Raw genomic sequence first — 20,112 nt, 5'->3', positions numbered from 1 at the left:
GCGTAGAGTGCCTCCGTTGCTTGGGTTATCGACCGGCCCAGACAAAGGTTTAGAGTGATCTCCGCGATAGTTTCGGGGGAGACTGGCAAGACGCAAGGAGCCGCGCCTGCGGCGTAGCTGCGGCGGGCGGGAAGGGTAGGGATGGCTGGAATCAGCGCCGCTTGCGCGTCCGCGGTATATAGATCGGCACGAATTCCGCCGCAATCGCCGGGTCGATCCCGACCGCCGGCGTGTCCAGCGGCGTCACCAAACAAATCGCCTGCTTGTAGACAAGCGTCGGCTGCGGATCGTCCAGTTGCCGACCGAGCAGCAGCATATAGTTGTCCGTTGCCAGAACCACCCCCTGCAGGCGCGTTCCATTGGACAAATGGACAACCACCGGCGCGCGGTTGGCCGATTGGGCGACAAGCTGCTGGTACTGCAGTTCTTTTCGGCTGGAGCGTTTGGGCCGGGTTTCCTTCTTCTTCACAACGACTCCGGAAGAGCCCGCAAGGGTTCTGGCGGCTGATGACGGTCCGTTGGCCGGCGGCTTGGTGGGCGGCGCGGCCAGGGCGGCTGGGGAAAGATCCGCTCTCGGAACCGGCCTCGGGTCGGGACGTCGGCGTTGCGGTGCCTGCGGGCCTCGTATGCGGGCCCCAGGGCGTCGCGCACATGCCGGCGAGGGGCGCTGCCAGAAGAGAAGGGGAATACTTCAGGGCCGAGAGTAACAAAGTTTTACAAGGGTTGACGGGCGGAGTGCCTCGCTGGGCCTAGAGCATACGCTCTATAAAATTTGTTGCGCTCGGAGCTGTGATATTGTAGCGGCTTTTGTGCAACTGCACATGATCTTCGCAGGCAGCGCTCGCCGCCCTGCGTGGACGGGGCCCGCGGGAAAAACTGAGGAAAAATCAAATTCGCCCTGAAAGTGATCTCAAGGCCAAAATCATTAAAAGTGCGCAAATTACCGCATAGAGCATAAGGGATTTCCCTGATAGAAACGGGATTTACACCTCATGTAAGCGCGTTTATATTCTTGACACGAGCTTGTGTTGAGCTCGTGCAGTCCTGGAAAGCCTACGAGCACCCCGCGCGTGGGCTTCTTTTTTGGTGCCTACGTCGTTTGGGTCGCGCTCTGTGGCGCTGTGGTCGTGAATAAACCGACCGTTCGGGATGCCCAGCGTGATTAAAAGCCACCTTCCGGACAGGCAATTCACCGAACTGCGGGTGTTTTTGCCTCTAATTCTCATTTCCCCTCAAGAACTGTTCGCTGACCGCCGATAGCGCGGCTGCGCTGCCGTACGTATTGCCGTCGTTTGGCCCCGGCAGGACCGCGCTCGTACGGACATAACAACATTGGGTTCAGGAGGGAGCGTAGTGATGGCATGGTTTCGCAACATTGGCATCGGGGTCCGGCTTTCCCTGGCCTTTTCGGTGGTGGTGGTGCTGCTGGTGGGCATTGCCTTGTCGGGCGTCTTTGCGCTGGGCGGCATGAACCAGGCGATGCGCATGACCGTGGAAGGCCGCCTGCTGAAGGTGCTGGACCTGAACCGGGTCAAGGAGGACGCGCTGGCGGTCGGCATCATGGTGCGCGATGCCACCCTGACCGAAGACCCCGCCATGGCGGCGCAGAATGCCGGGCGCATCCAGGCGCTGCGCGAGTCGATGCAGGAAACGCTGGCGGCGATGGGCAAGGTGATGGAGGCTTCCGGCCGGCCGGACCTGCAGAAGCGCTTTGCCGAGCTGGAGGTGGCGCGGCACGCGTATGACGGCCAGCTCGACATGGTGCTGCGCCAGGTCGGCGCCGGTGAATTCGCCGGCGCGCGGGCGGGGCTGGTGGTGACGCTGCCGGCGGCGCAGGGGCCGTATTTCGAGCAGCTCGATGGCCTCGTGGCGATGGGGCGGGCCGGCGCGGTCGCGGCGGTCAGGGAATCGGACGCGCGCTATGCCTGGACCCGCAACATGCTGCTGGGCATGGCCGCCGCGGCAGTGGCGCTGGCAGCGTTGCTGGGGTGGGCGATCACGCGTTCGGTGACGCGCCCGGTGCGGCAGGCGCTGCAGGCCGCCGAGGCACTGGCGACCGGCAACCTGCGCTACCGCGTGGCGGTGCGCAGCCGCGATGAGACCGGGCGCATGCTGGCCGCGCTGGAACGCGCCTTCCGCCACCTGTCGGGCCTGGTGCAGGGGATCCAGCGCGCCTCGGGCTCGATCGAGGGCGCGACGCGCGAGATCTCGCGCGGCAATGCCGACCTGTCGGTGCGCACCGGCCAGCAGGCGGCGTCGCTGCAGCAGACCGCGGCGTCGATGGAGCAGTTGACCTCGACCGTGCGCCAGAACGCCGACAATGCGCGCCAGGCCAGCCAGCTGGCGCTGAATGCGTCGGAGGTCGCTTCCGAGGGTGGCCGCGCCGTGCGCGAGATGGTGCAGACCATGGAGACCATCTCGCGGTCGTCGTCGCAGGTGGCCGAGATCACCGGCGTGATCGAGGGCATCGCCTTCCAGACCAATATCCTGGCGCTCAACGCCGCGGTGGAGGCCGCGCGCGCGGGCGAGCAGGGGCGCGGCTTTGCCGTGGTCGCGGCGGAGGTGCGCAGCCTGGCGCAGCGTTCCTCGGCCGCCGCCAAGGAGATTGCCGGGCTGATCGGCGGCTCGGTGCAGCAGGTGCAGGAAGGGGCGCGCCAGGCCGAGCAGGCCGGGCGCACCATGGACGATATCGTCGGGGCCGTCGGGCGCGTGACGCATATCATCGGCGAGATCACGGCGGCCAGCGCCGAGCAGACCACCGGCATCGAGCAGGTCAGCCTGGCGGTGACGCAGATGGAAGGGGTGACGCAGCAGAACGCGGCGCTGGTCGAGCAGGCCGCCGCCGCGGCGCAGAGCCTGCTGCACCAGGCCGACGGGCTGGTGTCTGAAGTGGGGCGGTTCGAAGTGGAGGGGCAAGGGGCGCCGGCGACCGAAACGGTGATGCCCGTCGCTCGGCCGGCACCTCGTGCCACGCCGGTAGTCCCGCGCACTTCGGCCGGGGCGAAGCGCAAGGCGGGGCCGGCGCGCGCCACGGCGCCCGTCAACGAGCCAGCCAACCGGTCTTCCGCGCCAGTTGTTGTGCCCACCGTCACATCCACGCCGCCGCGCCCGCCCCGCGCCCCTGCCGCGGCCCCGCGTCAGCCCGCGGTGCCGGCCGCGGCGCGCGCGCCGATCGAGCGCAAGCCGCAGAAGTCCGTGCTGCCGACCCGCCCGCCGACCCGCACGCCGGCCCTGCCGACGCACCAGCGCCCGGCCGTCACGCACCGCCGCCAGGAGCCGGTGCTGCCGGCCGCGCCGCGCCGCCGCGCAGCGCAGCCGGCCATGACCGATGGCGGCGACTGGGAGACGTTCTGAGCCGATCCGGCCCAGATCCGGACATTTCGGCAAGCTATCTGCGTATTGCGGAACAGAACTAGTCAGCCCGCAGCCCCGGCCACATCCTTGCCGCGGGCCACGCGCCGCCGTGCCCGGGCCGCCAGCCCCGCGCCCAGCGCCCAGCGCAGCGCCGGCGCCAGCACGCCCATGCCGGCCCGCGTGGCCGAGCGCCGCAGCAAAGGCTCGTCGAGGTCCAGCTGCTGCCGCGCCCACGGTGGCAGCAAGGCAATGCCGGCATCGGCCATGATCCGCACCGCCGGTTGCAGCAGCGGGTTGGCCACGGGCATCCTGCGCACCAGCCGCACCACTTCACGGGTGCGCTCGCTGGCCTGCAGCTGGGGCCGCATCGCCTCCAGGTAGGCCGCCACCGCGGCGCGCGAGCGCGGCACGTCGGCCGCGCCGAGCAGCAGCGCGATGCGCGCGACCTCGTCGTAATAGCGGTCCTGGTCGGCTTCGCCCAGCGGCCCGACATAGCGCAGGTAGCCCGCCATGAAGCTCGACACCTCGGCCACATGCACCCACGTCAGCAGCGCCGGATCCGTCGCCGCATAACGCCGCCCGTCCGGCGCCACGCCGGTGACGCCGGCATGGATGCGCCGCACGCGCCCGATCAGTGCCATGGCATCGTCGCGGCTGCCGTAGGTGGTGCCGGCAATGAACTGCGCAGTGCGGCCGAGCCGGCCCTGCATGTCGGTGCGAAAGCTGGAGTGGTCCCATACGCCGGCCAGCGCCAGCGGATGCAGCGTCTGCAGCAGCAGCGCGCTGACGCCGCCGGCCAGCATGGCCGGGAAGTCCGCATGCACGCGCCAGCAGACCGCGTCGGGGCCGAACAGGCCGGGGTCGCCGGGCGGGTTGTCATAGTCGAGGGTGAGGCCGGAATTGCTGCGGGTCAGCGCGCGCACGTGCGCGCCGGCGTGCGCGCGCACCCGGGCCATCGGTCCAGGCGCGCTGCGTTCGCGCTGGGCGGGGCGGGAGGCCGCGGGATCGGCGGGATCGGTGTGGCTGGACAAGACCGTGTGGCAATCAGGAAGACGTCACGGCCAGCATACACGGTAAGCCGCGCAAGCGCGCACGCACGGCCCGCGGCAGCACCGGCAAGCGCAGCGAACGCAGCGAAAAAGGGCCGGACCTTCCCTTCGGAAGATCCGGCCGGTCAAGTTCCGGCGTATGCCCCTGCGGCCGCACCGCATGTTGCTGCCGCACATACCCGGATAGCTGCCTCTATGTCAGCAGGCGAGCCTGGCTGCTGAAGTTACTGCTGGCGTTGTCCGCCTTGCTGGCCGCCCTGACCACCCTGGCCGCCCTGTTGGCCGCCCTGCTGGCCACTGCGTTGACCGCTTTGCTGGCCCGGTTGCGAGCCGCCGCGATCCTGCTGTTGCTGTTGGCCTTGACCGCGGTCCTGATTACCCATTTGACCGCCGCCTTGTTGTTGTCCCATGCCGCCTGATTGCTGGCTGCCGCGTTGGCCAGATTGCTGTTCTTGTTGCTTTTGTTCCTGTTGCTTTTGGCCCGACTGCGATTGACCCGGCTGTTGCTGCTGTCCCATTGCTAGTCTCCTTGACGCGGCGGACTGCCGCATTCCCGATTTTGCAATCGCCATGCCAAGCCCGCGCCTTCCTGCGGCGGGGCTTGCCGTGGAGGATCGCCTCGCATGCTGCACCTGGCAGGGTTGCCGGCTTTTACAACAGGTGGCCCGATTTACACACCCGTGTCGCCGCGGGTCTTGCGTGGCGTTGGGCGAACTCCCGGGTATGGAGTTTGCGGACTGACAGGTGCCAAGGGTTTTCCGTGTGCCAGGCGCGCATCGCGGTTGGTGGCGCCGGAACCCCCGGGGCCGGAAACCCGTATATGAGAGGAGATAGCCATGCGATTTTCCCGATTTTCCGCGCGCAGCGTGAAGCTGGCCTGCGTGGCCGCGGCGCTGGCGGCGGCTGCCGGCGGCGCGCAGGCGCTCGACAAGAGCGGCCTGATATTCGTCGCGGCCGACAACACGCCGGCGGCGCCGGTCAACTCCGCGCCAGGCATGCCTGGCCGGCCCGACCCGGATCGCGGCGCCAGTGCCGACATGAGCGCCGACAAGGCCAAGCAGGCCGTCGAGGATGGCGCCATCACCACCAAGATCAAGACCAAGCTGCTGACCACCAAGGATCTCAAGTCGACCAGGATCCACGTGAAGACGAAGAACGGCACGGTCGACGTGGGTGGCACGGTGCCAAGCCAGCAACAGCGGGACCTTGCGCTGGACGCGATCCGCAGTGTTGAAGGCGTGACGTCGGTAAACGACAACCTCAAGGTTTCTTCGCGCTGATCGCCTGAACCCGCCTGAAGCGCAATGTCCGGCACGCCGATGCTCCGCGTCCACGCTTGTGCGGAACGCAGGGCACCGGCGCCAGCGCCGGTTTTCCGGATTTCAACTCCGATTTCAACTAGGCCGCTTTGCGGCGTGTCGTGCCCGCGCTCTTGCGCGCCGTGGCAGGGGACTTCGCGGGGGCCTTGGCCGGCGCATGCTTGGCGGCGGTGGTGCGCTTGGCCGTAGTGCGCTTTGGCGGCTGCTTTGGCGGCGTTTTCTTCGCCGCGGCATGGCGTGCAGGTGTCTTGCGGCGGCCGCGGCTCTCGCTGGCGCGGCCGTCGTCGGCTTCGGTCTCCTCCGCCGCTTCGGCTTCCTCCGCCGGCTTCGCGCGGCGCCGGCCCTTGCCTTCATCGTCCTTGCCGCGCTCGCCCAGGCTCTTGCGCAGCAGCGCCACCATGTCGATGACCTTGGCGCCGCGCTGCGGTGCTTCCTCGTCCTCGGTGGGCTGGGTCAGCTGGTGTGTCTTGCCGGACTCGATCTTCGCCTCGATGCGCGCCATCATGTCGTCGCGATAGGTGTCCCGGTACTGCTCCGGATTCCAGTCCTCGGTCATGTCCTCGACCAGCCGGGTTGCCATCTCGATCTCGCGCGCATGGGCGCCGCTGCCCTTGGCGCTCGAGGCCTTCGGCACGCGCAGCTCGGAGATCGGCAGCACTTCGTCGGCAAAGCGCATGGTGTTGAGCACGAGCGCGTCGCCGTGGACCAGCATTGCCGCCAGGTGCTGGCGATTGCGCAGCACCACCAGCGCCAGCGCGGCGCGGCCGGTGCGCCGCATCGTCGCATGCAGCAGCGCATAGCCGCGGTCGCCGCGCTTGTCCGGCTCGAGGTAGTAGGGCGTGTCGAAGTAATAAGGCGGAATGCTTTCCGCGTCGACAAAGCTGACGATGTCGACCGTCTGCGTGGCTTCGACGTTGGCCTGGCGGAAATCCTCGTCGTTCAGCAGCACGTACTCGTCCTTGGCGTACTGGTAGCCCTTGACGATGTGCTCCTTGTCGATCGGCTTGCCGGTGCTCTTGTTGATGCGCTGGTAGCCCACCGGGGCCATGTCGCGCACGTCTAGCAGGTCGAGGTCGAGAGTCTGGCTGCGCGACGCCGGCCGCAGGACGACCGGGATATTGACGAGGCCAAAGGTAATGGCGCCTTTCCAGATGATGCGGGACACTTGACGGCTCCTTTATCGCATTGATCGCGCGCGCGTTGCGGCGGCGGTGGCGGCTGGTCGCCCGGTGGCGGGTCGGAGACGGGTTCGGGCGGGCCCGGCGGCGGCTCGGGCGGCGGGACTTCCGGCTCTCGCGGGGGGATGTCGGGGTCGGGCGTGGTATGCACGTAGGCTCCTTGTCAGGGTTGATGGCGGACCGGCATGGCTGGGCGGCTAACCATGGTTCTCGCCGAGCGTGTCGAGCAGGCGGGTCAGCGCGTCCAGGTCGGCGGGCTTGACCAGGTGCTGGTCGAAGCCCGCTTCCATGGCGCGCCGGCGGTCCTCGGGCTGGCCGAAGCCGGTCAGGGCGACCAGCGTGGCGCCGCGCATCTCGGGCAGCGCGCGCAGCCGGCGCGCGGTCTCGAAGCCGTCCATGGCGGGCATGCCGAGATCCAGCAGCACTACCTCCGGACGCGCGGTGGTTGCGCGGGCGACGGCAGTGGGCCCGTCCAGCGCGGTCACCACGGTGTGGCCCAGGGTCTGCAGCGTCATGGTCATGGCTTCGAGCGCGTCGGCGTTGTCGTCCACCACCATGATCCGCCGCGGCACGCCGCTGTGCACCGCGGACTTGCCGGTGCCGGGGTGCCACTTGTGCCACGGCTCGACCGGCAGCGTGACGGTGAAAGTGCTGCCCTGGCCAGGGCCGGGACTGTCGGCGCGGATCGTGCCGCCATGCAGCATGACCAGCTTCTGCACCAGCGTCAGGCCGATGCCGGGCCCGTCGTGCGGGAAGGTGTTGCGCGGCGCCGTGCGGCTGTCGAGGTTGCCGTTGCCGGCGCGACGGTCTTGGCCGGCAGGCTCACCGGCGGGATCGTGCGGGGCCAGCGGGTCGAACAGCAGCCGCTGCAGCGCCTCGGACAGTCCGGTGCCGTTGTCGCGCACACGCACCGTGACGTAGCCGCCGGCGGAATTGCCGGCAGACTGGCCGGCCGGATCGTGGTCGAGCGTGGCGTCGACCACGATCTGGCCGCCCGTGGGCGTGTAGGCGGCGGCGTTGTGCAGCAGGTTGCTGAAGATCTGCGTGAGCCGCACCAGGTCGCCGCGCACCGGCAGCGGTTGCTCGGGCAGCGACAGGCGCAGCGTGTGGCGGTAGGCGTCGATCTCCGGCCGCACGGCTTCGACCGCGGTATTGAGCGCGGCGCGCAATTCCACCAGGTCCTGGCGCAGCGTGATGCGGCCCTGGTTGAAGCGCGAGATATCGAGCAGCTCGTCGACCAGCCGGGTCAGGTGGTGCAGCTGGCGGGCGAGGATGTCGCGCGCGCGGAACATGTCCTCGCGCGAGGGTGACAGCTGCTGCAGCATGTCGGCGGCGCTGCGCAGCGGTGCGAGCGGGTTGCGCAACTCATGCGCGAGCATGGCCAGGAACTGGTCCTTGCGCTGCTCCTCATCGCGCAGCGTGCGTCCCGCACGGTTCTGCAGCGTCACGTCCTGGCAGATGCCGGCAATGCGCAGCGGCCGGGCAGGCGTGGCAGGCGGGGCAGGCGGGGCAGGCGGGGTATTGCCGGCACCGGCGCGCGCGGCTGCCTGACTCGCGCCGTTCACGGGGAAGGCGCGCGCGCGGATCTCGCGCAGCTGGCCGTCCGGCCGCGTCATCTGGAATTCGATATCCATGCGGCCGTCGCTCAGCATGCTGGCGAGGGCGGCCTCGACGCGCGGGCGGTCGGCCGGGACCAGCCGGTCCAGGCACCCACGCGGGTCTTCCATCACGTTTTCCGCCGAATGGCCCCACAGCGCCTCGAATGAAGGGCTGACGAACAGCAGCCGCCGGGCGGCGGGATCGAGGATCCAGACCACGTCGGCCAGCGACTCCGCCAGCTGGCGGAACAGGTCCTCGTTGTCGTGCAGTGCCTGCGTGGTGCGGTGGTAGGCCTCTTCCGCGCCGCGCAGCCGCAGCAGCGCCTGGATGCTCGACAGGACCTCCTCGGGCTCGGCAGGCTCGACCAGGTAGCCGTCGGCGCCGCAATTCAGCGCCTCGACCCGCTGGCGCGCCTGGGCCACGCCGGGCGAGGTCAGCAGCACCACGGTGCGCGCGATCTGCGGGTCGGCCTTGATCAGCCGGCACACCTCCAGCCCACTGATATCGGGCAGGCGCGAGGACAGCAGCACCAGCGCCGGCGCATGCTGGCGCACTAGCGCCAGCGCCGACTGGCCGGTGGCCGCCTCGATCACGGAGAACTCGCCGCGATGCAGGATGCGGCTCTTGACGTAGCGCGGGCCTTCGCGGTCCTCGACGTTGAGGATCAGCGGGGCGGGCTTGGCTTGCGGGCGCATGGCGTCACGCTGACGCGCGCTTTCGCGCACGTCCGCAGCCGATCACGGGCGCGCAGGCGCGTGACGGGTTCGCAAACAGGTAAAAGTGGGCCCGCGCCGTGCCCGCGTGTGCAAATCTTGCCAGCCCGGACGACGCCTTGGTTGTAGTTCTTACATGCATGCAGAAGTGATCCATTGCCTTCCCCCTTGTTGCGGCTTGTCCACGGGCCCTCGATGAGGCCGTTCCGCTTCGCCGTGGCAAGAGGCGTGCCGGGGCGCCGGCATCAGGGCGCGGCCCGCCTTCAGCGGCGCGCGGCCTCCCCGCTGTGGGCCTCGGCGCTCGGCGAGGTGCCGCCTTGCGGGCCGGTCGAGCGAGGGGCTTCGGCGGCTTTCTGCGGGACCTTGCCCGGGTCGGTAGCGCCCGTGGCGGTGGCGCCCTTGCCGAAGCGCGCGGCCAGCTGGTCTTGCACGCGCGTCAGGGCGTCGGCCTGCTGCCTGGCGGTTTCCGCCTCCTTGGCCTTCTTGGCTTCGGCGGCCTGCTGCTGCTCGGGCGTGGGTGCGGGCAGGCGCGCCTGCACCGGGGCGGCGGCGAACGACAGCATCGCGCAGGAAACCAGCAGGCTGCGCAGCGCGCGCCGGTTGCGCGGCGCACCGGTGCGGGTGCCGGCGCGGGTGCCATTACCGGCGGCGCGGATCGTACCGGGAATGCTGAGATGGGTCATTGCGGTCTCTCCGTAGGTTGCGGCCCGGCGCTCCTGCCGGCTGTCCATGGAAAGCGGGGCAAGAAATATGCCGCGGCTTGGTCGCGAATGGGCTGCCACGTGGCTCAGCCGGTGCGCCCGAGCCGCGCCGCGGCACGGGTGATGGACTGCCGCACGCCGGCATAGCCGGCCCACGGATCGTCGGCCTGCAAGGCCTCCAGCCGCGGGCCGGCGTTGGCGACGGTCCATTGCGCCGAGCTCTCCAGCGTCTCGAGTTCTTCCCATGAGACCGGGATCGACACGCCCAGCCCGGGCCGCGCGCGTGCCGAGAACGCCGCGACGGTGGTCGCCCCGACACCATTGCGCAGGTAATCGATGAAAATCTTCCCTACGCGGTTGCGCGCACCGCTCTTGGCGACGAAGCGCTGCGGGATGGTGGCCGCGACATGGCGCACCACGTCCTGCGCGAAGTCCTTGACCTCGTCCCAGCCGGCGCGCGGCGTGACCGGCACCACCACGTGCAGGCCCTTGCCGCCGCTGGTCTTGAGGAAGCTGGCCAGGCCAAGCTCGTCGAGCAGTGCCTTCATCAGCGCGGCAGCCTCCTGCATCCGGTTCCAGGGCACGCCTTCGCCGGGGTCCAGGTCGAAGATGATGCGGTTGGGCCGGTCGATGCTGCGCTTGCTGGCGTTCCAGGTGTGGAACTCGACCACGTTGAGCTGGGCCGCCGAGACCAGCGCTTCGGCCGACACGATCTCCAGCAGCGCGGGATGTCCCGGCCACAGCGACGGGTCCAGGATATTGATGCCGTCGACGCGCAGCGTGTCGCCATGGCGCTGGAAGAACTGTTCGCCGCCCACGCCGGCAGGCGCGCGCACCATCGCGATCGGGCGCCCGCGCAGGTGCGGCAGCATCAGCGGCGCGGCCTGCTCGTAGTAGCGCACCAGGTCGCCCTTGGTCAGGCCGGAGGCGGTGTCGATCACGCGTTCGGCATGGCTGATCCTGACCTTGCCGCCCAGCGCGGTGGTCCCGGCTGCGCGCTTTGCGGGGGGCTTCGCTGCCGCCTTTTTCGCAGTCTTCGCTGCGGCCTTTTTTCCCTTGCCGGCCGGTGCCGCCGGCATCTCGACCGACACCGCACCGGCCGGCTTGTCGGTGCGCAGCCCGTGGAACACGGCATGGCGCACGCGGCCTTCGCGGGTCCAGCTGCCGAACGAGACCTCCGCCACCAGCTTGGGCCGCACCCAGTGCCCCTTTACCCCCTTCACGCCGGCCGGCACGGTCGCGAACGGCGACGTGTCGGCGCGCAGCGCGTCGAGCTGCGCGCGCAGTTCGCCGAGCGTGCGCGTGTCGAAGCCGGTGCCGACATTGCCGGCATAGCGCAGCCGGCCGCCGCTGTCGTGCACGCCCAGCAGCAGCGAGCCGATGCCGGTGCGGCTGCCCCTGGGATCGGTAAAGCCCGCCACCACGAACTCCTGGCGCAAGGTGCATTTGAGCTTGATCCAGGTGTTGCTGCGCGCGCTGACATAGCTGGAGTCGGCGCGCTTGCCGATCACGCCTTCGAGCTTCATGCGGCAGGCGGCGTCGAGCATCTCGCCGGGGCTGGCTTCGAAGTCCTCGCTGAACTGCAGCCGCGGCGATGTGTTGCCGGCAAAGATATGCCGCAGCAGCGCGCGGCGCCCGGCCAGCGGCACCTTGCGCAGGTCATGGCCGGCATAGAAGGGCAGGTCGAACACGAAGTACTGGATAGCCTCGACGCGCGCGGTATCGAAGGCGTTCTGCAAGGCCTGGAAGTCGGTCTCGCCATGCTTGCCGAGTACCACGATCTCGCCGTCGAGCCAGCCGTCGGGCAGGCCCAGCGCCCCGACGTCGCGCGCCAGCGCGCGCAGCTTCGCGGTCCAGTCATGGCCCTGGCGCGTGAACAGCCGCACGTCCTTGCCGTCGATGCGCGCCAGCACCCGGTAGCCGTCGAACTTGATCTCATAGCGCCAGGCCGCGGCATCGGCGGGAGGCTTGTCCACCAGCGTCGCCAGCTGCGGCGCCAGCGCCAGCGGCAACGCCGCGCGCGGCGCGCCGGGGGGTGGCTTCAGCGCCTTGGCGGACGGGGCGCCGCCGGCATCCCCGTCGGCTTCCCTGTCGGGATTGGCCTTGCCGGCACGCTTTGCCGCCGGCCTGGCGGAGCGGCCGGCACCTTTTGCCTTGCGCGCCGTGCCGCCCAGCACGCTGTCGGGCAGCGCCTCGACCACGTCGAACTCTGCGGCCGGCACCGCGGCGGCGTCGCGCTCCTTGATCAGCAGCCAGGCGTCCTGCTCCTTTTCCTTTTGCCGGCTGCCGTGCATCCGCACCAGTGTCCAGTGGCCATGCAGCTTCTGGCCGCGCAGCTCGAACTTGAGTTTGCCGGCGCGGTAGCCGGCCTCGGCGTCGCCGACCGGCACCCAGGTGCCGCGGTCCCAGACGATCACCGTGCCCGCGCCGTAGTGCCCGGCGGGGATGACCCCCTCGAAGCCGGCGTAGTCCATCGGATGGTCTTCGACATGGACCGCCATGCGCTTGTCGCTCGGATCGAGGCTCGGGCCCTTGGGCACCGCCCAGCTTTTCAGCGTGCCGCCGAGCTCGAGCCGGAAGTCGTAGTGCAGCCGCCGCGCCGCGTGTTTCTGGATCACGAACGACAGCTCGCCGGCGCGCTTGCGCGGTGCGCCGCGCGTGCGGGCGGCGGCACCGCTGGGCTCGGGCGTGGCGCCGAAGTCGCGCATGCGCCGGTATTTGTCCAGCGCGGCGCTGGCCGTGCTGCGCTTGCGCGCCGGCGGCGGCGAGCCCTTGCGGGCAGGGCTGCCGCTGCGCGCGGTCGTGCGCTTTGCCGCGGTGCGGCTGCCGCCGGAGTCCTGTCGCGTCGTCTTGGCCATGGCTGTTGCCGGTTGGGGGAAGATGCATCCAGCTTAGGCAGCACATGGCGCTGCCGAAATCGGCGCCAGTCCTACAGCGGGACGAAGCGGCAGAATGTCACGGTGAGGTTTGACGGCGAGCCGTCTGATGCCGCGCCAGCCGCGACGGGCGCGAGCAGTGCGGCTGCCCTCACGAGACCTGCGGAACGAGGCCTCATGCGGGTACTCCTGTCGCGCCTTCATCGGTGCGCGGCCGAGAACATCTGCCGGTATTGACGTGGCGCAAGCCCGGTGCGTCGCTTGAACAGCCGGCGAAAGAACGAAGGATCCTCGTAGCCTACTTCCGCACTGATGTCGTCAGCCGCGCGATTGGTGGATTCCAGTTGCCGCTTGGCTTCCTCGATGCGCAGGTTCTGCACGTAGTCGATCAGGCTCATGCCGGTTGCCAGCTTGAAGCGGCGTTTCAGTGTGCGCTCTGGGATCTGCGCGTGCCTTACGGTTTGCGCGACCGCTGCGGGTTCGGCGTAGTGCCTGGCCAGCCAGGCCTCGCAGCGCCGCACCACGGCATCTTCATGCGGCTGGATGCGGATCAGCGGCGTGTAGGGCAGTTGCCCCTCGTCGTGCCACTTGAGCAGATAGACCTTGGCCGTGCGCAGTGCCTCACCGGGGCTCGCGTGCCGTCCGATGATATGCAGGGCAAGGTCATGCCAGCTGCTGGCACCGCCGGATGTGACGATGCGTCCGGTCGGCTCGGAGAAGCAAAGGGTGGGCTCGGGGTGGAAGCGGATCCGCGGGTAGCGATGGCGGAACAGGTCCTGGTAGCCCCAGTGCGACGTTGCATCCCGCCCGTCCAGGAGGCCGCTTTCCGCTAGCAGAAGTGAGCCCGAGCAGGCTGAATAGATGAAGGCGCCGGTGTCGTGCCGTGCGCGTAGCCATGCCAGCAAGCGCACGTGCCGTCCGCCGAGATGCTCGTCGGGTCCGAGCCAGAGTTCAGGGATGACCACGATATCGCCATGCGGATTGCTGCCGACCGACAGGTCCGGAATCACGGGAATGCCATTGCCGCAGCGAAAGGGGCGTACCCAAGGTGCCACGATGCGCACGCGGAACAATGCCGTTTCGGTGCCGGCGCGCGCCAGCGATTGCCAGACGCGGCCTGCGGCAGTGAACACATCAAGCATGCCGTACAGCGCCGAGCCAGCGGTCTCCGGCAACGCGACGAGCAGCACATCTAGCGGCCCGCGCCGTGCCCGGTTGCGTGCAGCGTCGGTGCCTGGGCTTCGTTCTGTTTCGCGCATGCCATCCTCCTGGCACGAATGAACCGATAGTGGCAAGAATCCAGCTTATCCCGATGGTCGTCAAATCCTACCCTGCATTCAGCTGGCAACGTGGTTCGTGCGCAAGCAGTGTCGCCAGCCTTCACGCAGGGATTTTGGAAGGAAGAGGTTAATCATGGATATGCAAGTTGCAATGCAGGAAGAGCAAGTGAACAGCCTGAACGGCATGGATCTGGGGAAGATGGCGCAGACCGTGGAGGCGCTCAAGCGCGATCCGCTGCTGGCTCGGTTCGAGTTTCGCGCGCGTAATGAATGGATAGATGGTGGCGAGAATCGCTCGACGATCCGTGACTTCTACGGCGCTGGTGCCGAGGACACCTCGCGTTCGGCCCCGTTCGAGTTTGTCAACGGTGAGCCTCCGGTGCTCCTTGGCAACAACGAGGGTGCGAACCCGGTCGAGTTCCTGCTGCATGCCCTGGCTGGTTGCGTGACGACCACAACGGTGCTGCATGCCGCAGCCCGCGGTATCCGCATCGAGTCCATCTCCACGCAATTGCGCGGTGCCATTGATCTGCAGGGCTTGCTGGCGCTGGATGAAGGCGTACCCGCCGGCTATGGGTCGATCCGCATCGACATGGAAATCAAGGCGGATTGCAGCGATGACGAACTGGATACGCTGCTGCACTTCGTGCAGGGACACTCGCCGGTCTGCAATACGGTCTGCCGTCCGGTGCCGGTGACGATCGTGCGTAACGTAAAGGCGTAGCGAGCGGGTGCGGCGAGGCCAAGTCACGCTGCAAGGGGTCCGCCATCGTTCCATGCGCTGCGATGGCGGGCTTTCGTGCTACCTGTCCGGAGGCCACCGCGCCCTGCGCAAATCCAGGCCCCGCAAGACCGAGTGCAAATATCAGCCTCGTCACCACCAGCACCGACCTGCCGCCGGTGCGGTCGATCATCCTTTCCGCAGGCGGCCCAATCAACGCCGAAACAACGAGCGCGACGCTGAACGCTGCAAATGCTGTCAGACATGGTGTTTTCAGAATCAATCGACTTGGTGCTCGCCAGACGACTCGATGACATTGGGGTGCCCACGGCGCACATGGCGGGGCTCGAGCATCCGGTGCAACATGAGTCCGATCGCGGCACCTGCGCATTGAGCCAGCACGAATCCCGGTACGCTGCCCGGCGCAATACCGGCGAAGCTGTCGCTGAACATGCGCCCAAATGCCGCCGCGGGATTGGCGAACGACGTGGAAGCGGTGAACCAGTAGGCAGCACCGATATACGCCGCCACCATGGCCGAGGCCCGGCCGTTCGGCGCGCGCAGGATCACCAGAAGGAGGCCGGCGGTCGCCACCGTCTCTGCAATCCATTGCCCCGGACTGCTACGCACCTTGGCCGAGAACTGCAGGATCGTCATGTCGAACATGGCATGAGCCAGCCACGCTCCCAGAACCGCGCCGACAAGTTGTGCAGCGATATACGGAACCAGGGCGGCGCCAGGCAGCTCGCCTTGCGCCACCATGACCGAACTGACTACCGGGTTGAAATGAGCGCCGCTGACCGGTCCGAAGACCTCGATCAGGATGTACAGGCCACCGACGGTTGCCGCCGTATTGGCCAGGAGCGCCACAGCGACATTGCCGCCTGCAAGCCGCTCGGCCATGACCCCCGAGCCGATGACGATGGCAAGCAGCAGGGCTGTCCCAAGCGTTTCGGCGGCCAATCTGTTGCGTAAATCGATCATGGCCTTCAGCTCTTCGAGATACGATCGAGGTGCGCCTGCAACTCGGCGTTGCTCAACGAATCCAGGGGCACCATCAGCAGTTGCATCATCCGATAGCCAATGGCCTGCCGCGTGAGTTCGAAGGCCTGACGCTTCCCTTCCTCCCCGCCTGGCGCATTGGAGGGGTCGGCATATCCCCAATGCACCTTGACCGGGCTTCCCGGCCAGTACGGGCATTCCTCGGCTGCCGCGCTGTCACAGACAGTGATGACGATGCGCATTTCGGGAACGCCGTCGCCAACGAATTCATCCCAGCTCTTGCTGCGGAAACGGCTAACGTCGACGCCGGCGTTGCCGAGCGCCTCGATCGCAAACGGGTTGATCTGTCCGCTGGGTGAGCTTCCGGCACTATAGGCGCGTACGTCTCGGCCGAAATGTTGGGCCAGATGGTTCAACATCCCTTCGCTCAGCACGCTGCGGGCTGAATTATGGGTACAGAGAATCAATACGTTGGTCGTCATGGGGGCGCTGCGAAACAAGAATGAATGCGGAGTGGAAAACGTGTCAGCGCTTTCCGATGTCCTGGACAGCCTTCTGAAGCGCGACTGCGTCCAGCTTGGGAAAAGGCAATGCCAGGAACAATTCGATACGGCGCTTGAGCGTAATGGTTGCGTCGTTGATGGCCTGCTGCTTCCGGGCTTCCGTTCCATCGCAGGCAGCCGGATCGGGGACGCCCCAATGCGCTGTCACGGGCTGGCCAGGCCAGACGGGGCAGACCTCACCCGCTGCCTTGTCACATACCGTGAAGACGAAATCGAGTTGTGGCGCGCCGTCCTGCGAGAATTCGTCCCAGCTCTTGCTGCGAAAAGCCGTTGTATCCAGTCCGTGTCGCGCCAGTGCCGCCAACGCCAGCGGATTGACCACGCCGGTCGGATGGCTGCCGGCGGAATACGCCCGGAAGCGCCCCTTGCCCAGAAGGTTCATCAGCCCTTCCGACAAAATCGAGCGCGCCGAATTGCCGGTGCAGATGAACAGCACGTTGTAGGTCTTATCGCTCATAAAGCACCATTAGCAGCAGGAGGACTTCGAGTTGACCGCAATGCCGATCGGCTTGCCTTTCGGAGCACGAGGGGCGCAACAGGCCGATTCCTGGCCAGACGTGTCGGCGTTTCGGGATTCGCCGTACACCGGTACATTGCCCAGGGTGTGGAAGTGCTCCCACGCGATGTCTTGCGGATCCGTGACCCAGTACTTCTCGCTCCGGGCATAGCAGCAGGTCGTTTCGCCTTCGTCGAGCAGCGCCATGTCGGCGGCTTGGGCGCGCCGTTTCAGCTCGGCCAGCTCGCCAGCATCGTCTGTTTGAAACCCGAGGTGGTCGACGCCGGTCTGCGCACCGCGCGCCGAAATCGCAAAGTTCAGGTGGGGATCCTCCAGCATCCATTTCGCGTAGTCTTCTTTCACCACGGTGGGTTCGGCGGCGAAGAGGGCCGAGTAGTAACGGATGCTCGCGCACAGGTCTGCGACGCTGACGTGAACGTGGAAGCGTTTCATGATTTTGGCTCGGAGGCGACGGAACAGTTGGACACAGGAGAGCACGGATTGCCGCTGCAGCAGTTCTCCGTGAGGTAACCCAGCAATGCGTTCATGGTCTCGAATCGAGCCATATAAATGATGGACCGCCCATCCTGGCGGCTGGCAAGGAGGCCCGCGCGGTGTAATTCCTTCAGATGGAAGGACAGCGAGGATGCGGGCATTTCCATCAGCTCGGCAATCCGGCCAGCCGCCAGTCCTTGTGGACCGGCCTGAACCAGCAGCCTGAACACGGACAGGCGGATCGAATGTGCGAGCGCGGCAAGCGCTTCAAGGGCGTGGTCTGTGTCCATGATTCGAATATAGTCGAATCATGGAAGTCTTGCGAGTGAATTTTTTATGACAAGTACGAGTGATGCGTTTGGGGGTCTCTAATCGCCGCCTTACGGCTTTCGAGCCGAGCGGCTCGGCGGCTAGACTCTCGCCAAACTCTGGAAGCCCGCGGCCGGGCGTCGATGCATGACATAATGCACTTCCACAAGGAGAGATTCACGCCATCCAATGCGCCGAACGTTGCCCCAGAGGACTCGTCTTGGCCCCCCCAGCCGCGTCGGCGGTGGGCCCTGGTCCGACGCGGGCAGTCTGTTTGAAAACGTGCATTTGTGACGCTCTTCAAGACTCAATTCCGTAATGAGAGCATCTCTGCATCCAACCCGGGCTGTTGCCATGGGTTTTCTGCTTGCCATCGTGGCAGGCAGCCTACTGTTGATGTTGCCGTGGTCGCGGGTCGATGGCGAAAGCGCGCCCTGGCTGACCGCATTCTTCACTGCGGTCTCGGCGGTCTGCGTGACCGGCCTGGTGGTTGTCGATACGGGAACTTACTGGTCTGGCTTCGGTCAGGCGGTCATCATGATGCTGTTCCAGCTTGGCGGTTTTGGCATGATGACCGCGTCCACGCTGCTGGGCCTGATGGTCAATCGCTCGCTGCAATTGCGGACCAAGCTGATTGCTCAGGTCGAAACCCATGCGGTCGGACTGGGCGATATCGCCGGCGTGGCCAGGCTGGTGCTGTTGGTGACATTGGGGTTCGAGCTGGTCCTCGCGGCGTGGCTAACGTCCAGGCTGCATGTTACCTATGCCCTTCCCTGGCACGAGGCAGCATGGAGTGGCTTGTTTCATTCGATCTCAGCCTTCAACAACGCCGGCTTCTCCATCCATGCCGACAGCCTGACGCGCTATGCCGCTGACCTGTGGATGCTGGGACCGGTGATGGTAGCGATCATCGTCGGCGGCATCGGGTTTCCTGTGCTGCATGACTTGCGGAACAAGGTATCCGATCCGCGTCGATGGTCCTTGCATAGCAAGCTCACCTTATCCGTTACCGCGATCCTGCTGGTCACGGGTTTTCTTGGCCTGCTACTGTTCGAATGGAATAATCCAAGGACGCTCGGTGCGATGCCGTCTGCCGGGAAGCTGTTGTCCGCGGCGTTTGCCTCGGTCTCCGCCCGCACCGCTGGATTCAACTCGATTGACATCGGCGCGCTGACCCACGAAAGCCTCGCGCTGCATTTCTTCCTGATGTTTGTCGGCGGAGGCAGCGCCAGTACTGCCGGCGGCGTCAAAGTCGGTACTGTCGCAATTCTCGCCTTGCTGGTGATTGCCGAGATCCGCGGTCGCAGCGACAGCGAGGCATTCGGGCGGCGCGTCAGCAGTTCTGCGCAGCGGCAGGCGATCACAGTGATGGTATTGGGAAGTGCCTTGATTATGCTGGGAACGCTGACCATCCTGTTCGTTACCGAGTTGCCGACCGATCAAGTCATCTTCGAAGTCATTTCGGCCTTCGGCACCGTTGGCTTATCGACGGGCATCACGCCGGAGCTCCCGGCTTTCGGCCAGCTTACCCTGACAGTGCTTATGTATGCCGGCCGGGTAGGCACCATCACGCTCGCGGTATCTCTGGCGCTGGGCGAACATCGCATGCCATACCGCTACCCGGAGGAGCACCCAATTGTTGGCTAGATTGTTTACCGAGCAGTTCGCCTTTTCTGCAGGCGACAGCGTCGCCGTGATCGGACTTGGACGCTTTGGCAGTTCCGTGGCGCAATCGCTCGTGCGCCTGGGCCACGATGTCATGGGCATCGATAAGGATGCCGATCTTGTGCAGCGCTGGTCGAATATCTTGACCTGTGCGATCCAGGCCGACTCGACTGATGTGAACGTGATGCGTCAGCTGGGCGTGGCCGATTTCTCTCACGCAATTGTCGGAATCGGCACGGACATGTCGTCCAGCCTGATGACCCTGATGGCGCTGACCGAGCTTGGGATCAAGGACATCTGGGTCAAGGCCTTTACTGCCGAGCATGGGCAGATCGCACAACGCATCGGGGCTCACCACGTCGTCTACCCGGAAGCAGATATGGGGGCGCGGGTTGCGCACTTGATCACAGGCCGGATGATTGATTTCATCGAATTCGACGATGGCTTTGCCATCGCGAGGATCCATGCACCGGCGTCAACCCACAACAAGTCGCTGTTGGCGTCCCGAGTACGCGAGAATTACGGCGTCACAGTAGTTGGCATCAAGCGTACGAACGAAGAGTTTGAGCATGCGACTGCCACCACCTTGATCCAGCCGGGGGACTTGCTGGTCGTCTCCGGGCCGACCAGCAAAATCGAGCGCTTCGCGGGCAGTACGGAAAAGCGATAGCAGCCATGGTCGTCGCGGTGCGGCCTTTGGGGGAGCAGCGTCGCTTGCGGCAGCGCCCAGTCTCCCGTTTCGACTGGGTGCACCCATCTGCGGCACGTCGGACATCTCAGCCTCGTGTCGGC

18 protein-coding genes and 1 pseudogene are annotated in these 20,112 nt (G+C 66.7%); 5 read left to right on the top strand and 14 right to left on the bottom strand.

Annotation, left to right across the window (positions count from 1 at the left end; all coding sequences use genetic code 11):
• Window positions 1–151: 151 nt before the first annotated feature.
• Window positions 152–469: an RNA chaperone Hfq gene (locus JTE92_RS11480; RefSeq protein WP_063237490.1), complete on the bottom strand. Its 318-nt coding sequence runs from the start codon at window positions 467–469 to the stop codon at window positions 152–154.
• A gap of 887 nt (window positions 470–1,356) precedes the next feature.
• Here JTE92_RS11480 and JTE92_RS11475 point away from each other — a divergent pair.
• Window positions 1,357–3,354 (top strand): methyl-accepting chemotaxis protein, encoded by a 1,998-nt coding sequence (locus JTE92_RS11475; RefSeq protein WP_063237489.1) that lies wholly within the window; start codon window positions 1,357–1,359, stop codon window positions 3,352–3,354.
• Window positions 3,355–3,416: 62 nt separating this feature from the next.
• On the opposite strand, the gene JTE92_RS11470 is transcribed toward JTE92_RS11475, so the two are convergent.
• On the bottom strand, window positions 3,417–4,385 hold the full coding sequence (locus tag JTE92_RS11470; RefSeq protein ID WP_063237488.1) for an oxygenase MpaB family protein: 969 nt from the start codon (window positions 4,383–4,385) through the stop codon (window positions 3,417–3,419).
• Between the two features lie 242 nt (window positions 4,386–4,627).
• Window positions 4,628–4,921 (bottom strand): hypothetical protein, encoded by a 294-nt coding sequence (locus tag JTE92_RS11465; protein WP_157096911.1) that lies wholly within the window; start codon window positions 4,919–4,921, stop codon window positions 4,628–4,630.
• Window positions 4,922–5,239: 318 nt separating this feature from the next.
• Between JTE92_RS11465 and JTE92_RS11460 the strand changes: the two genes are divergently transcribed.
• Complete coding sequence (locus JTE92_RS11460; RefSeq protein WP_063237487.1) at window positions 5,240–5,683, top strand: BON domain-containing protein; 444 nt, start codon at window positions 5,240–5,242, stop codon at window positions 5,681–5,683.
• A gap of 118 nt (window positions 5,684–5,801) precedes the next feature.
• On the opposite strand, the gene ku is transcribed toward JTE92_RS11460, so the two are convergent.
• The 5 genes from ku to JTE92_RS11435 all read right to left on the bottom strand — a co-directional run bounded on the left by ku (window position 5,802) and on the right by JTE92_RS11435 (window position 14,048).
• Window positions 5,802–6,887, bottom strand: coding sequence for a non-homologous end joining protein Ku (ku, locus tag JTE92_RS11455; RefSeq protein ID WP_063237486.1), 1,086 nt, complete (start codon window positions 6,885–6,887; stop codon window positions 5,802–5,804).
• A gap of 210 nt (window positions 6,888–7,097) precedes the next feature.
• Complete coding sequence (locus tag JTE92_RS11450; protein ID WP_063237485.1) at window positions 7,098–9,194, bottom strand: hybrid sensor histidine kinase/response regulator; 2,097 nt, start codon at window positions 9,192–9,194, stop codon at window positions 7,098–7,100.
• 281 nt (window positions 9,195–9,475) lie between these two features.
• A complete protein-coding gene (locus tag JTE92_RS11445) occupies window positions 9,476–9,895 on the bottom strand; it encodes a hypothetical protein (protein WP_063237484.1) in 420 nt (139 codons plus the stop codon).
• A 104-nt stretch (window positions 9,896–9,999) separates the two neighbouring features.
• Window positions 10,000–12,771, bottom strand: a complete 2,772-nt coding sequence (ligD, locus tag JTE92_RS11440; protein ID WP_063237483.1) for a DNA ligase D — start codon at window positions 12,769–12,771, stop codon at window positions 10,000–10,002.
• 218 nt (window positions 12,772–12,989) lie between these two features.
• On the bottom strand, window positions 12,990–14,048 hold the full coding sequence (locus JTE92_RS11435) for a GlxA family transcriptional regulator (RefSeq protein ID WP_063237482.1): 1,059 nt from the start codon (window positions 14,046–14,048) through the stop codon (window positions 12,990–12,992).
• Window positions 14,049–14,202: 154 nt separating this feature from the next.
• On the opposite strand from JTE92_RS11435, the gene JTE92_RS11430 reads away from it, so the two are divergent.
• Window positions 14,203–14,793 carry an OsmC family protein gene (locus JTE92_RS11430; RefSeq protein ID WP_198065776.1) on the top strand — a complete coding sequence of 197 codons (591 nt, stop codon included), beginning with the start codon at window positions 14,203–14,205 and terminating at the stop codon, window positions 14,791–14,793.
• A 94-nt stretch (window positions 14,794–14,887) separates the two neighbouring features.
• Here JTE92_RS11430 and JTE92_RS30835 read toward each other — a convergent pair.
• From JTE92_RS30835 to JTE92_RS11405, 6 genes and pseudogenes are all read right to left on the bottom strand, one after another.
• A pseudogene (locus JTE92_RS30835) lies at window positions 14,888–15,049 on the bottom strand (MFS transporter); the annotation flags it as partial.
• A 20-nt stretch (window positions 15,050–15,069) separates the two neighbouring features.
• Entirely contained in the window at window positions 15,070–15,774 is a 705-nt protein-coding gene (locus tag JTE92_RS11425; protein WP_063237480.1) for an aquaporin, read from the bottom strand.
• Between the two features lie 5 nt (window positions 15,775–15,779).
• Entirely contained in the window at window positions 15,780–16,274 is a 495-nt protein-coding gene (locus JTE92_RS11420; protein WP_063237479.1) for an arsenate reductase ArsC, read from the bottom strand.
• 43 nt (window positions 16,275–16,317) lie between these two features.
• Window positions 16,318–16,812 carry an arsenate reductase ArsC gene (locus JTE92_RS11415; protein ID WP_063237478.1) on the bottom strand — a complete coding sequence of 165 codons (495 nt, stop codon included), beginning with the start codon at window positions 16,810–16,812 and terminating at the stop codon, window positions 16,318–16,320.
• Window positions 16,813–16,821: 9 nt separating this feature from the next.
• Complete coding sequence (locus tag JTE92_RS11410; RefSeq protein WP_063237477.1) at window positions 16,822–17,304, bottom strand: ArsI/CadI family heavy metal resistance metalloenzyme; 483 nt, start codon at window positions 17,302–17,304, stop codon at window positions 16,822–16,824.
• A complete protein-coding gene (locus JTE92_RS11405) occupies window positions 17,301–17,636 on the bottom strand; it encodes an ArsR/SmtB family transcription factor (protein ID WP_063237476.1) in 336 nt (111 codons plus the stop codon). Before JTE92_RS11405 ends, JTE92_RS11410 begins: the two co-directional genes overlap by 4 nt.
• A 373-nt stretch (window positions 17,637–18,009) precedes the next feature.
• Here JTE92_RS11405 and JTE92_RS11400 point away from each other — a divergent pair, with 373 nt between their 5' ends.
• Together JTE92_RS11400 and JTE92_RS11395 are read left to right on the top strand one after the other, a co-directional pair.
• Window positions 18,010–19,302: a TrkH family potassium uptake protein gene (locus JTE92_RS11400; RefSeq protein WP_232353504.1), complete on the top strand. Its 1,293-nt coding sequence runs from the start codon at window positions 18,010–18,012 to the stop codon at window positions 19,300–19,302.
• Window positions 19,292–19,990: a potassium channel family protein gene (locus tag JTE92_RS11395; protein WP_084254461.1), complete on the top strand. Its 699-nt coding sequence runs from the start codon at window positions 19,292–19,294 to the stop codon at window positions 19,988–19,990. The genes JTE92_RS11400 and JTE92_RS11395 overlap by 11 nt, the downstream gene beginning before the upstream one ends.
• The last annotated feature ends 122 nt before the right edge of the window (window positions 19,991–20,112 follow it).

The sequence above is a fragment of the Cupriavidus oxalaticus genome (assembly GCF_016894385.1).
GTDB classification, from domain to species: Bacteria; Pseudomonadota; Gammaproteobacteria; order Burkholderiales; family Burkholderiaceae; genus Cupriavidus; species Cupriavidus oxalaticus.
This window is presented reverse-complemented; position numbering and strand designations above follow the sequence as displayed.